This is a genomic window from Nonomuraea ceibae (assembly GCF_019396325.1).
Taxonomy (GTDB): Bacteria; Actinomycetota; Actinomycetes; order Streptosporangiales; family Streptosporangiaceae; genus Nonomuraea; species Nonomuraea ceibae.
On record NZ_JAHKRO010000092.1, the window covers coordinates 24227 to 36004 of the forward strand.

An 11778-nucleotide genomic window follows, 5' to 3' on the forward strand; every position below is an offset into this window, starting at 1 on the left:
CGTGCTCGAACGTACCAAAGCGCCACCGGGGCGCCCTCGAGGGCGTGCGTAACTGTACCGGCTGACCGGTATAGTTACGTGCGTGCCACGACCCAGCTCACGCGAACGGCTGCTCGACGCGGCGGCCGACGTGCTCCTCGCCCAGGGGGCCGAGTCCCTCACCCTCGAAGCGGTCGCCCAGCGCGCCGGCGTCTCCAAGGGCGGCCTCTTCTACCACTTCCCCACCAAGCAGGCCCTCGTCGCCGGCCTGGTCGGACGCCTCACCGACGCCTTCGACCAGGCCCTGGCCGACGCCGGTGACCACCCCCGCGACATCCTGCGCGCCTACGTCGACGCGACCATCCCGGCCCGCCACACCACCGGCCCCGCCGCCGCCCCGGCCGACCGCGTCACTGCCGCGCTGCTCGCCGCCGTGCTCGTCGACCCCGCCGGCCTCGCCCCGCTGCGCGAGCGCTACGCCGCCTGGCAGGCCCGCCTCACCGGCGACGGCATCGACCCCGCCGCCGCCACCGCCGTGCGCCTGGCCGTCGACGGCTGGTGGGCCGCCCGCCTCTTCGGCCTCTCCGAACCCGGCCCCGGCCTGCACGAGCGCACCCGGGCCCACCTCATGGAGCTGATCGACCGTGCCTGCGACTGACCTGCCCCGCATCCGCGTGACGAAGATCCTCATGCTCGTCACCGACGTCGGGTTCGTCGTCTACTTCCTCGTCACCGGCCTCGGGCTCATCCCGCCGGAGTGGGCGTTCGCCGACTACGCCAACCCGATCATGGCCGCCTGGAACTGGTCCTTCCTCTGGATCGACCTGCTCGCCAGCGCCACCGGCCTGACGAGCCTGTGGCTGCTGCGCCGCCGCGACCCCGGCGGGCCGCCGCTCATGCTGGTCTCGCTCGTGCTGACGATGGCCTCGGGGCTGATGGCCATCGCGTTCTGGACGCTGCGCGGCGACTTCTCGCCCGCCTGGTGGGCGCCCAACCTCTACCTGCTGCTGTTCCCGGTCCCGGCCGTCGTGGCGCTCGTCCGGGCCGGGTGCCTTTACAATGTAGATCCCGTACGGGACGGCCGCCCCTGCGAGGTTCACGGTCCGGCGGCAAGTACGATCAACGAGTGACCGAAATAACCGAGACCATGCCCGGTTGGCTCGCTCCCGAGGAGCTGGAGTCGGTCCGAGGGCGCATGCCGATCCTCTACGTCGACGCGGTGCCGGTGCGGGTCGACGAGACCGGCTCCGTGACCCGCGTCGGCCTCCTGCTGCGCATCGCGCCCGACGGGACGGTGAGCCGGGCCCTGGTCTCCGGCCGCGTCCTGTATCACGAGCGGATCCGCGACGCGCTGCTGCGCCACCTGGAGAAGGACCTGGGCCCGGTGGCGCTGCCGAGCCTGCCCGTCTCGCCGCAGCCGTTCACCGTGGCCGAATACTTCCCGACGCCGGGCGTCACGCCCTACCACGACCCGCGCCAGCACGCCGTCTCGATGGCCTACATCGTGCCGGTGCGCGGCGACTGCCGGCCCCGGCAGGACGCGCTGGACCTGGTGTGGTTCACGCCGGAGGAGGCCGCCTTGCCGATGGTGCAGCAGGAGATGACGGGCGGCCAGGGCACCCTGCTCAAGCAGGCGCTCGCCTACGTGGGCCGCCTGTCCTGACGGCCCGGGCGCTCACCGGTCAGGCCGGCTTCCACGACGGGTCGCGGCCGGTGAGCCCGAGGACGCGGTCGAGCGGCGGGGCGTCGGCCGGCACCGGCACCTCCGGGCCGTAGACGCCCATGGCGCGGCCCTGCTCGGCGGTGGCCGCCACCTGTGCGGCCAGGCGTTCGAGCAGGTCGTCGTCCCACCGCGGGTGCTGATCGGTGGCGCGGGCCAGGTCCCAGCCGTGCACGACGAGCTCGCCCGCGACCATGCCGCCGACCATCGCGGCGGGCAACTCCGTCGCGCCGCCCATGTACGTCGTCCCCTCCCAGGCGGCCGGCTCGCTCCAGGCCGCCACCAGCCGCGTGGTCTGCGCCTGGAGCTCGGCCGACCAGTCCCCTCCGGTCAGGTCCACGTCGTCCTCCGACGCGGCGGGCGGCGGGACGCTCTCCTTGCGCGCCGCCCCCTCCAGCGACGGCCCCCAGAACAGCAGGTGGTTGATCAGCTTGCGGACGTCGTACTCGGCGCACGGCGTCGGCGCGCCGAGATCGCCGGGCTCGACCCGGCGGACGATCTCCGGCACGCCGGCGGCCGCCTGGGCGATGAAATGCAGGTCAGACATGGGGTACACCCAACCATGACACCGCCCCGCCGTATTGAACAAACACGACATAAGCTCGTCGGCATGGCCAGGGACGCACGCGAGCTCGACGGCGCCTGGGCGCGGCACCAGCGCCACGCCTTCCCCTCCCCCTCGCCCGACCTGGCCCCGTACGTCGAGCGCTACTGGGTCGCCACCTGGGACTACGCCGAGCCGTACCGGCAGCTGATCGTGCCGTACCCGAGCGTGCACCTGACGTTCCAGGACGGGGCCGCCACGCTCCAGGGGCCGGTGAGCGGGCACCAGGTGCGGGTGCTGGAGGGCCGGGGCGGGGTGTTCGGGGTGGCGTTCCGGCCTGGAGCGTTCCGGCCGTTCCTGGGCGCGCCGGTGTCCACGATCGCCGACCGGCGCTTCGACGCCGCCGAGGTGTTCCCGGGCCCGCTGCCGGACCCGGTCGACGTGGAGCCGGTCGAGGAGTTCCTGCGGGCGCACCTGCCCGAGCCGGACCCGAGGGCGGCCCGGGCGGCGGAGGTCGTCGCGCTGATCGCCGCCACGCCGGCGATCACCCGTGTGGACGCGCTGGCGCGGGAGACCGGGCTGAGCGTGCGCGAGCTGCAGCGGCTGTTCGCCGAGCACGTCGGCCTCGGGCCCAAGCGCGTCATCCGCCGCTACCGCCTGCGCGAGGCGACCGGCCGCATGGCGGCGGGCACGCCGCCCGACTGGTCCGCGCTGGCCGCCGACCTGGGCTACGCCGACCAGGCGCACTTCACGCGGGACTTCCGCAAGCTGTTCGGCGAGACCCCGGCCTGGTACGCCCGGCGGTTCTAGCGTGGCGCGGCAGGCTCGATTGCGGCGCCGGGTCACCGATGCGCTACGGTGCGGGCGATGACCACGACCGAGCCGCGCCGCGACGGCCGCGGGCGCCCCCGCGACCCGGGGGCCGACGCCGCCATCCTGCGCGCCGCCGTCGACCTGCTGGCCGAGCGCGGCGCCGACCAGACCAGCATCGAGGCGATCGCCCGCCGGGCCGGTGTGACGAAGGTGACGGTCTACCGCAGATGGCGCAGCAAGGAGGAGTTGCTCGCCCAGGCCATCGAGACGGCCCGCGCCGACCTGCCCCACGTGGCCGACACCGAGGGCAGCCTGCCCGAGGTGATCGAGCGGCTGCTCCCCCGCTGGGGCGAGATGCTGGCCGAGCCGAGGTTCCGGGCCCTGTCGGCGCGGCTGCTGGCGGCCGGGGCCGGCCATCCCGCGCTGCTGGAGGCGTACCGGAAGCATCACGTGCTGCCGCGCCGCGAGCGCGCCAGGGAGATCATGGTGCGGGCCCAGCGCGACGGCCACCTCAGCCCGGCGGCCGACCTCGACGTGCTCGCCGACATGATGGAGGGCGCGGTGATCTGCAAGCTGCTGCTCTCCCCCGGCCCGCTCGACCCGGACGAGATCACCGCCTACCTGCGCGCCCTGATCACGCAGGCCGGGTTCTCACTTCCGGGCGGTCCAGTGGGCGGGGCGGGAGAGCCCGGCGGGGAGCCGGGTGGCGGCGTCGCCGGCGGCGGCGTTGAGCTGTGACTGCGTGACGAAGAGCGCGCCGGTCAGGTCGGCCCCGCTGAGGTCGGCGCCCCGCAGGTCGGCGCCGATGAGGTCGGCCGAGCGCAGGTCGGCGCCCTTGAGCGCGGCCCCGATCAGGTAGGCGCCGCGCAGGTTGGCCCCGCGCAGGTCGGCGCCCTTCAGGTTGGCGCCGATCAGGTCGGCGCCCCGGTGCTCCTTGCGCCGCCCGGCGCCCTTCCTGGCGAGCTCGCTGGCGCGCAGCAGCAGCACGCTGACCTCGGCCCGCCGGGCGGCCACGTCGAGGTCGAGGAGCTCGGCGGGGCCGAGCCGGGTGAGGCGCTCGATCGCGCCGAGCGCGCGGCGCAGGTCGTCGCGGACGGGACGGGCGGCGGGCAGCGCGATCGCCTCGGTGAGGTAGGCGAGCAGCTCGTGGAGCTGCCGCATGACCGGGAACACCGCGAACATCTCCCGCGCGCTGCCGGGCTCGCGCCGCCAGTCGCGCCCGCCGTAGGTGACCTGGGAGACCTGCTGACCGGCGCCGAAGCAGTCGTAGACCACGCAGCCCGGGTAGCCCGACTCGCGCAGCCGCTCGTGGATGCCGCACCCGAAGTCGTCCCGCAGGTTGCCGCACGGCTGGCCGGCGGGCTTGTCGGCGGCGAAGTCGGCCGAGGCGGCGAACGGCAGGGCGACGCAGCACAGCCCGAAGCAGTTGGCGCAGTCGCCCCGAAGCGTGCCCGGCAATGGTCCCCCTCGTGTCAGCCGTCCAGGTAGCGCAGGATCGCGAGCACCCTGCGGCTGTAGGTGGGGGTGGCGGGCAGATCCAGCTTGTCGAAGATGGCGTTGATGTGCTTCTCGACCGTGCTCAATGATATGTGCAGCGCGGCGGCGATCGCCGCGTTGGCGTAGCCCTGCGCCAGGTGGCCGAGCACCTGCGTCTCCCGTTCGGTGAGCGTGCGCAGCGGGTCGGCGTGCGTGGTGCGGGCCAGGAGCTGGCGCACCACCTCGGGGTCGATGACGGTGCCGCCGCCGCGCACCCGCTCCAGCGACCCCAGGAACTCGGCGACCTCCGACACCCGGTCCTTCAGCAGGTAGCCGAGCCCGCCCTCGGTCCCGGCCAGCAGCGTGGCGGCGTACGTCTTGTCGACGTACTGCGACAGCACGAGCACCCCGACGGCGGGCCAGCTCTCGCGGATGCGCAGCGCGGCGCGCAGGCCGTCGTCGGTGTGGGTGGGCGGCATCCGCACGTCGACGACGGCGACGTCGGGCCGGTGCTCGGCCACCGCCTCGATGAGGGCGGGGGCGTCGCCGACGGCGGCGACGACCTCGTGGCCGGCGTCGCGCAGCAGGCTTGCCAGGCCCTCGCGCAGCAGCACGGCGTCGTCGGCCAGGATCAGCCGCACGGCGGCTCCTTCGGCAGCGTGGCGCGCACCCGGGTGCCGCCGCCGGGGGCGTCGCCCACCTCGAACTCGCCGTCGAGCGCGAGCACGCGGCGGGCCAGGCCCGACAGGCCGCCGCCGGCCGGGTCGGCGCCGCCCGCGCCGTCGTCGGAGATCACCACGCGCACCGTCCGCTCGTCCTCGCTCAGCACGACCAGGATGTCACGGGCGCCGGCGTGCTTGACCGCGTTGGTGATCGCCTCGCGGGCCACGAAGTACAGCGCGGTCTCCACCTCGGTGGCGAGCCGCCCGGTCAGGCCGTGGTGGACGGTGACGGGCACCCCGGCGCGTTCGGCGACCCCGGCCAGCGCGGCCCGCAGGCCGAGCTCGTCGAGCGCGGTCGGGTAGATGCGCCAGGCGACGCTGCGCAGCTCGTCCAGCAGGTGCCGCGACTCGGCGTAGGCCTGCGCGACCAGGTCGGCGGCGGGCCCCGGGGCGCCGGCGAAGGCGTGGCGGGCGCGGCCGAGGAGCATGGCCAGCGCCACGCCGCGCTGCTGGACGCCGTCGTGCAGGTCGCGTTCGATGCGGCGGCGCTCGTCGTCGACGGCGCGCACGATGCCGGAGCGGGTGGCGGTGAGCTCGGCGATGCGGCGGCGCATGCGCTCCTGCGGGCCCGGGCCGAGGAAACGCCGGGCCAGCCGCCGCTCGCCCGCGACGACGGCCTGGCAGCACAGCGTGCCCACGGCCAGCAGGAAGATCCCGGAGGTGAGGCCGATCGCCCAGCTCTCGGTCGTCAGCCGGATGCCGGGGAACTCCAGCGCCACGGGCGACGACTCGCCCGTCAGCATCGCCCAGCAGGCGCCGCCGACGAAGAGCAGGCCGACGAAGATCAGCGACATGGCGACGTAGCCGCCGAGCACGCCCACGGCCGCGCGCAGCGCCAGGTAGCCGGCGCCCGCCGTGCCGGGGTCGCTGTCGTGGCCGAGCAGCACCCGCAGCCTGGCCCGTTCGAGCGCCACGAGCCATGGCGCCCACCAGCGGGCGAGCGGCCACGCCAGCACGAGCAGGACCAGCTCCAGGCCGCCGGTCACCGCTCCCGCCAGCACCCCGGCGAGCCTTCGTACGATCACGGCTGGGCAGTCTAGGCGTCGCGCCGGCGCAGCACGACCAGCCCGGCGAGCAGGGCCAGCGCCGTCCACCCCGCCAGCCAGGCCAGCCCCTCGCCCGCCGGGTACGGGATCGGGCCGCCGGTCAGGTTGTCGGCGCTCTCCATGAACGCCAGCCCGGCGAACGTCGGCAGCCGCATCGAGGCGTCCACCGCCGCCTGGCTCCCGGTCATGACCAGCAGCAGCGGCAGGCCGAGCGTCAGCATGAACATCACGGTCAGCGCCCCCGCCGAGCCGCGTACGGCCGCGCTCACCCCGACGGTCAGCACGCCGGTCAGCGCGCAGAACACGCCGAGCCGCAGCAGGTCGGCCGCCGCCTGCCCGGGCGGGAAGGCCGCCGCCCCGCCGAACGTCTCCACCGACAGCACCAGGTACGTGACCAGCGCCCCGGCGCCGCCCGCCACGATCCCGGCCGTGAACAGCACCGGCGCGGTCACCAGCGCCTTGGCGGCCAGCATCCGGCCCCGGATCGGCACCACCTGCAGCGTGCTCCTGATCGACCCGGAGGCGTACTCGGAGGTGACCATGAGCATCGCCAGCGTGATCACCGCGTACTGGGCGAACGCCGTCGCCGAGATCATCGGGCCGGTCACCACCACGCGCGACCCGGCGGCGCCCTCGCGCAGCGCCTCGGTAGCCTGCGCCGCGCCGAGCGTGAGCCCGCCGAGCACGGTCGCGGCCACCGCCGAGGCCAGGCAGAGCCAGGTCGAGCGGACCGACCAGAGCTTGACCCACTCGGCCGCGACGGCCCGCCCCAGCGGACTCCCCAGTGCGTTCCTCATCGCGTTCCTCCCGCGCCGTACTCCACGCTCGTGGCGGTCAGCTCCTGATATGCCTGTTCCAGCGACGCCTCGCGCGGGCTCAGCTCGTGCAGCCGGACGCCCGCCTCGTGGGCCAGGTCGCCGATCCGCTCCAGCGTCGCGCCGGTGGCGACGAGCTCGTTCTCGCCGCGCCGCTCCACGCTCACGCCCTGTGCCGTCAGCAGGTCCGCGAGGTCGCCGGCGTGCGGGGACCGTACGAGCACGGAGGGGGTGGCGAGCACCTCGGCGAGCGGCGCGTCGGCGATCAGCCGGCCCTTGCCGATCACCACCAGGTGGTCGGCGGTGAGCTGCATCTCGCTCATCAGGTGGCTGGAGACGAACACCGTGCGGCCCTCGGCCGCCAGCGACCGCATCAGGCGGCGCACCCAGCGCACCCCGTCGGGGTCGAGCCCGTTGACGGGCTCGTCGAACATCAGCACCTCCGGATCGCCCAGCAGCGCGCCCGCGATGCCGAGCCGCTGGCTCATGCCGAGCGACAGCGCGCCCGCCCGCTTCCCGGCCGCCTCGCCGAGCCCGACGAGCTCCAGCACCCGCGCCACGCGCGCCTTGGGGATGCCGGCGCCGCGCGCCATCGCCAGCAGGTGGGCGCGCCCGCTGCGCCCGGGGTGGACGGCGCGGGCGTCCAGCAGCGCGCCGACCGTGCGCAGCGGGTGTTCCAGCTCGTGGTACGGCCTGCCGCCGATGAGCGCGCGGCCGGAGCTGGGGGCGTCGAGGCCGAGGATCATGCGCATCGTGGTGGACTTGCCGGCGCCGTTCGGGCCGAGGAAGCCGGTGACGGCGCCGGGTCTCAGCTCCAGCGTCAGGTCGTCCACGGCGGCGCGGTCGCCGTACCTCTTGGTGAGATGGTCGAGTCGGATCACGCTGCCTCACGGTAGGCAGCCGGGGCGGCGGCGGCCATGGGGGCGATCCGCCGACCCGTATGGAGGATTCCCGTATTGCACTGATCGATCCAAAACGTGTTACGGTCGGCGCATGGCACGACCGAGGACGTTCGACGAGGACCGGGCCCTGGAGGGCGCCATGCGCGCGTTCTGGGAGTCGGGCTACGAGGCCACCTCCACGCGGGACCTGTGCGAGGCCACCGGGCTGGGGCGCAGCAGCGTCTACAACGCCTTCGACGGCAAGCGGGAGCTGTTCGTCCGGGCGCTGGGCCACTACATGGAGCAGAAGGACGCGAAGCTGTTCGAGCTGCTGGAGCGCGACCTGCCGATCCGGGAGAAGGTGCGCGTCCTGCTCCAGTCGGTGGCCGAGGGCGATCCGGGCGAGCCGCCGGGCTGCCTGGTCGTCAACAGCATGGTCGAGCTGGCGCCCCGCGACCCGGAGATCGCCGAGATCCTGCGGCGCGACCAGGAGCGGCGGTTCGAGGCGCTGCGGGCGGCCATCGGGCTGGCGCGGGCGCGCGGCGAGCTGGGGCCGGGCAAGGACCCGGCGGCGCTGGCACGGTTCGTGGCGGCCGTCGTGAGCGGCATGCGCGTGGCGGCGCGGGCGGGCGGCGACCGGGCGGCGCTGGAGGCGATCGCGGCCACGGCGCTCGACGCGTTCTGAGCGTTTTCGTGCCTCAGTTTTGTACTGGTCGATCGAATAAATGGAGTGTTCGATGCCGTTGGCTGTCTACGTCCTGGGGCTGGCGATCTTCGCCCAGGGCACCTCGGAGCTGATGCTGGCCGGGCTGCTGCCCGAGACGGCCGCCGGGCTCGGCGTGTCGGTGCCCGACGCCGGGCTGCTCATCTCGGCGTTCGCCGTCGGGATGCTGGTGGGGGCGCCGGTGCTGGCCGTGGTGACGCTGCGCTGGCCGCGCCGGACCGCCCTGCTGGCGTTCATGGCGGTGTTCACCGTGGCGCACGTGGTCGGCGCGCTGACGCCCGGCTACGCGACGTTGCTGGTGACGCGGGTGGTGGCCGCGTTCGTGTACGCCGGGTTCTGGGCCGTGGCCGCCGTCACCGCGATCGGCCTCGCCGGGCCCGCCGCGCGCGGCCGGGCGATGGGGATCGTCGCGGGCGGCCTCACCGTGGCCACCACCCTGGGCCTCCCGGCGGGCACGCTCGTGGGGCAGGCCCTGGGCTGGCGGGCCGCGTTCTGGGTGGTGGCGGGCATGTCCGCGCTGGCCGCGCTCGGCGTCCTGGCCACCGTGCCGGGCCGGCCCCCGGCCCCGCACCCGTCGGCTCCCCGTACGGAGACGTCGTTGCGGCGGGAGCTCGGCGCGCTGGCGAACCCCCGGCTGTGGCTCGCCCTCGGCACCACCGCGCTGTCCACGGCCGGGCTGCTCGTCACCTTCAGCTACCTGAGCGCGCTGCTCACCGACACGACGGGGCTGGCCCCGGGGTGGGTGCCGGCGATGCTGGCGCTGTACGGCGCGGGCTCGCTGATCGGCATCACCGTCGGCGGGCGCGTCGCCGACGCCCGCCCTTTCACCCTCCTGTACGCCGGCCTCGCCGCGCTGGTCGTCATCTCGGGGGCGCTGGCGCTGAGCGCCGAGGTGGCGTGGCTGGCGGTGCCGCTGGTGTTCCTGCTGGGCGCCTCCGGCTTCGCCACCAACCCGGCGCTGAACACCCGCGTGTTCGCCGTCGCCCACGACGCGCCCACGCTGGCGGCCTCCTTCAACGTGTCGGCGTTCAACGTCGGCATCACCGTGGGCCCGTGGCTGGGCGGGCTGCTGATCGCCGCCGGGTACGGGTACGCGCCGCTCGGCTGGATCGGCGCGGCGCTCGGCCTGCTGGCCCTGGGCGCCGTCGCCCTGGCCGCCTCCGCCGAGCGCCGCCCCCGCACTGCCGCCGCCCACCGGAACCCGGCCCCGGCCTGCCCGGGCGGCGTCTGAGGGGCCCGATCAGCCGGGCGGGGCCTGGTAGACCGACACCGCGAACGGCCGATGAGCCTCCCGTTCCACCAGCTCGCTCAGCCGCGACACCGCCCGCCCGGATTCGACGAACCGGTGCAGCCGCCGCGCCTCCGGCCACGGATGCACCAGCACCAGCACGCCGCCCGGCGCCAGCAGCCCGGTCAGCCGGGCGCTGGCCCGCCGCAGCCGGTCGCGGCGGCCCAGGTAGTAGAGCGTCTCCGAGCAGAACACCAGGTCATAGCGGTGCTCGGAGGTGAAGCGGAGGATGTCGGCCGGCAGCAGCAGCGTCCTGTCGGCCGCCTTCTCCACCCGCTCCGCCGCCCGGGCCAGCGCCCGCTCGGAGATGTCCACGCCCGTGACGTGCGCCTCCGGATAGGCGGTGACGAGCTGCTCGGTGAACACCCCCTCGCTGCACCCCACCTCCAGGATCCGCCGGTAGGGCAGATCGGGGAGCTGGGCGAGCGTGGCGGCGTACTTGGCCTGCTCATAGGCGTCGGTGCCCATGTGCCACGGGTCGGGGCGGCGATGCCACCAGTCGAAGTAACGACGTAGTACGGCGCCCTGCCCCCGTGAGGAGAGCAGGGAGAGCGACCTGAAGAAGGTCCGGTGCAGAAGCTCGGTGATTTCCTTCACGGGTGCCATGCGGCCCCTTCCGCGCGCAGGGACATCTCGTGGGGGCCGTGGGGCCCGCCCGGCGTTCACTGTCACTGCACCCAATCCTGCATGATCTCCACCGCCGGCGAGCGGACCCCGGCGGCGCGGCCCGGTCAGCCGAACTCGATGCGCCCGGTGCCCGGCATCGCGCCGAGCCCGCCCGTCGCGCACCCCAGCACCCCGCCCTCCGGCGCGATCCCGCCCCTGGCCCGCCTGCCGTCCAGCGGCCCGCCGGTGACCCTCCCGGTCAGCAGCGCACCGGCCGCGCCCAGCTCGTCGTTGCGGATGCGCAGTCGGGAACTGCCCACCGGCCGTCCCGTCGCGTCGTACCAGGTGATGGTGGCGTGCCCGCGCATCCCGCGCGCGGCGGCGCACGAGGCCTCCCCCTCGGCGCGCAGCGACGCCCACCCCGACCTGAGCCGCCCCGGCTTCCCCCGGCAGCCGCTCAGCCACAACGCCCCCCGCGCCGCCACTCTCCCGGGCACCAGGCCCACGGGCGGCGTGAACACGATCGGGCTCCCGGGCGGCGTCCCGACCGCGCAGGCGAGCACCGCGGCCCGCCCCTTACCGCCTGCGACGTCCGGGGAGAGGGCAGCGAGCGCCCCGGCACGCGGAACGGCCGGGTGCGGCCGCGCGGCTCCCGTCGCCGCGGCGGGCCGGACCGTGGACCCCGCGGGGACGATGGTGAGGCCGGCGAGCAACGCGACGGCTCCGGCGATCGGCGTGATCTTCACGAGACTCCCCCGACGTACAGTGCTTGCCCGGATACATTGTGTAGCATCCGGCGCGCCGGCAGGCCGCAATCGCGCTGCCAGGGGTAGGCGGGCAGGGTGACGACCCGGCCCGGCCGGGTGAAGTAGGCGGACCAGTCGGTGTCGGCCCCCGCGACGACCAGCTCGTCCACCGCCCGGTCGACGACCTCGACGCCGTCGCGGCCCGGGTCCATGGTGGCGACGATCGCCGGCGACCCGCTCTGCCGGATGAGCGTGACGGGCATCGGCGGCGGCCCGATGTGCGCGAGCAGCTCCACCCCGGCCAGCGCGGACCCCCGCCCCTCACCGCTCGCCCCCTCCGGCCCCGCCGCCGGGGACGGCGGCTCGGCGGCGCGCCGGGCCGCCTCCTCCAGCGGCAGGTCGCCGGCCGCCCAGGGGG

General features: G+C 75.1%; 16 protein-coding genes. 7 read left to right on the top strand and 9 right to left on the bottom strand.

The genetic code is table 11. The features are described from left to right. The first annotated feature begins 82 nt into the window (after window positions 1-82). From KME80_RS37260 to KME80_RS37270, 3 genes are read left to right on the top strand one after another with little or no spacing between them, the layout of a single operon-like run. Complete coding sequence (locus KME80_RS37260; protein WP_219512323.1) at window positions 83-637, top strand: TetR/AcrR family transcriptional regulator; 555 nt, start codon at window positions 83-85, stop codon at window positions 635-637. Continuing rightward, window positions 624-1109 carry a DUF5360 family protein gene (locus tag KME80_RS37265; protein WP_219512332.1) on the top strand — a complete coding sequence of 162 codons (486 nt, stop codon included), beginning with the start codon at window positions 624-626 and terminating at the stop codon, window positions 1107-1109. Before KME80_RS37260 ends, KME80_RS37265 begins: the two co-directional genes overlap by 14 nt. Further along, entirely contained in the window at window positions 1106-1642 is a 537-nt protein-coding gene (locus KME80_RS37270) for an NUDIX hydrolase family protein (RefSeq protein ID WP_219512342.1), read from the top strand. The genes KME80_RS37265 and KME80_RS37270 overlap by 4 nt, the downstream gene beginning before the upstream one ends. Window positions 1643-1661: 19 nt before the next feature. On the opposite strand, the gene KME80_RS37275 is transcribed toward KME80_RS37270, so the two are convergent. Next, entirely contained in the window at window positions 1662-2246 is a 585-nt protein-coding gene (locus tag KME80_RS37275; RefSeq protein ID WP_219512350.1) for a TIGR03086 family metal-binding protein, read from the bottom strand. Between the two features lie 63 nt (window positions 2247-2309). On the opposite strand from KME80_RS37275, the gene KME80_RS37280 reads away from it, so the two are divergent. After that, window positions 2310-3053 carry a helix-turn-helix domain-containing protein gene (locus tag KME80_RS37280; protein WP_219512359.1) on the top strand — a complete coding sequence of 248 codons (744 nt, stop codon included), beginning with the start codon at window positions 2310-2312 and terminating at the stop codon, window positions 3051-3053. Between the two features lie 57 nt (window positions 3054-3110). Further along, on the top strand, window positions 3111-3794 hold the full coding sequence (locus KME80_RS37285) for a TetR/AcrR family transcriptional regulator (protein ID WP_219512367.1): 684 nt from the start codon (window positions 3111-3113) through the stop codon (window positions 3792-3794). Here KME80_RS37285 and KME80_RS37290 read toward each other — a convergent pair. The 5 genes from KME80_RS37290 to KME80_RS37310 are packed head-to-tail and all read right to left on the bottom strand — an operon-like array spanning window position 3708 to window position 7996. Further along, entirely contained in the window at window positions 3708-4514 is an 807-nt protein-coding gene (locus KME80_RS37290; RefSeq protein WP_246646390.1) for a pentapeptide repeat-containing protein, read from the bottom strand. The genes KME80_RS37285 and KME80_RS37290 overlap by 87 nt on opposite strands. Window positions 4515-4528: 14 nt before the next feature. Continuing rightward, window positions 4529-5173, bottom strand: coding sequence for a response regulator transcription factor (locus tag KME80_RS37295; protein ID WP_219512376.1), 645 nt, complete (start codon window positions 5171-5173; stop codon window positions 4529-4531). Further along, entirely contained in the window at window positions 5164-6279 is a 1116-nt protein-coding gene (locus KME80_RS37300; RefSeq protein ID WP_219512378.1) for a sensor histidine kinase, read from the bottom strand. The genes KME80_RS37295 and KME80_RS37300 overlap by 10 nt, the downstream gene beginning before the upstream one ends. Window positions 6280-6290: 11 nt before the next feature. Next, on the bottom strand, window positions 6291-7097 hold the full coding sequence (locus KME80_RS37305) for an ABC transporter permease (RefSeq protein WP_219512380.1): 807 nt from the start codon (window positions 7095-7097) through the stop codon (window positions 6291-6293). Beyond that, a complete protein-coding gene (locus tag KME80_RS37310; protein WP_219512397.1) occupies window positions 7094-7996 on the bottom strand; it encodes an ATP-binding cassette domain-containing protein in 903 nt (300 codons plus the stop codon). Before KME80_RS37310 ends, KME80_RS37305 begins: the two co-directional genes overlap by 4 nt. Window positions 7997-8108: 112 nt before the next feature. Between KME80_RS37310 and KME80_RS37315 the strand changes: the two genes are divergently transcribed. Then, the gene (locus KME80_RS37315; protein WP_219512406.1) at window positions 8109-8681 is read left to right on the top strand and encodes a TetR/AcrR family transcriptional regulator; all 573 of its coding nucleotides are present in this window, start codon (window positions 8109-8111) and stop codon (window positions 8679-8681) included. 52 nt (window positions 8682-8733) lie between these two features. Further along, window positions 8734-9951, top strand: coding sequence for a Cmx/CmrA family chloramphenicol efflux MFS transporter (locus KME80_RS37320; RefSeq protein ID WP_219512414.1), 1218 nt, complete (start codon window positions 8734-8736; stop codon window positions 9949-9951). Window positions 9952-9960: 9 nt separating this feature from the next. On the opposite strand, the gene KME80_RS52240 is transcribed toward KME80_RS37320, so the two are convergent. From KME80_RS52240 to KME80_RS37335, 3 genes are all read right to left on the bottom strand, one after another. Beyond that, window positions 9961-10614, bottom strand: a complete 654-nt coding sequence (locus KME80_RS52240; protein ID WP_219512422.1) for a class I SAM-dependent methyltransferase — start codon at window positions 10612-10614, stop codon at window positions 9961-9963. 125 nt (window positions 10615-10739) lie between these two features. Further along, window positions 10740-11360, bottom strand: coding sequence for a hypothetical protein (locus tag KME80_RS37330; protein ID WP_219512424.1), 621 nt, complete (start codon window positions 11358-11360; stop codon window positions 10740-10742). Beyond that, window positions 11357-11778, bottom strand: a 422-nt coding sequence (locus KME80_RS37335; RefSeq protein WP_219512441.1) for a hypothetical protein, incomplete at its 5' end; no start/stop codon positions are given. The genes KME80_RS37330 and KME80_RS37335, both read right to left, overlap by 4 nt.

Coding starts and splice junctions, on each gene's coding strand:
- KME80_RS37280 (WP_219512359.1), top strand. CDS start 2,310: ATGGCCAGGGACGCACGCGAGCTCGACGGCGCCTGGGCGCGGCACCAG.
- KME80_RS52240 (WP_219512422.1), bottom strand. CDS start 10,614: ATGGCACCCGTGAAGGAAATCACCGAGCTTCTGCACCGGACCTTCTTC.
- KME80_RS37285 (WP_219512367.1), top strand. CDS start 3,111: ATGACCACGACCGAGCCGCGCCGCGACGGCCGCGGGCGCCCCCGCGAC.
- KME80_RS37305 (WP_219512380.1), bottom strand. CDS start 7,097: ATGAGGAACGCACTGGGGAGTCCGCTGGGGCGGGCCGTCGCGGCCGAG.
- KME80_RS37315 (WP_219512406.1), top strand. CDS start 8,109: ATGGCACGACCGAGGACGTTCGACGAGGACCGGGCCCTGGAGGGCGCC.
- KME80_RS37320 (WP_219512414.1), top strand. CDS start 8,734: ATGCCGTTGGCTGTCTACGTCCTGGGGCTGGCGATCTTCGCCCAGGGC.
- KME80_RS37275 (WP_219512350.1), bottom strand. CDS start 2,246: ATGTCTGACCTGCATTTCATCGCCCAGGCGGCCGCCGGCGTGCCGGAG.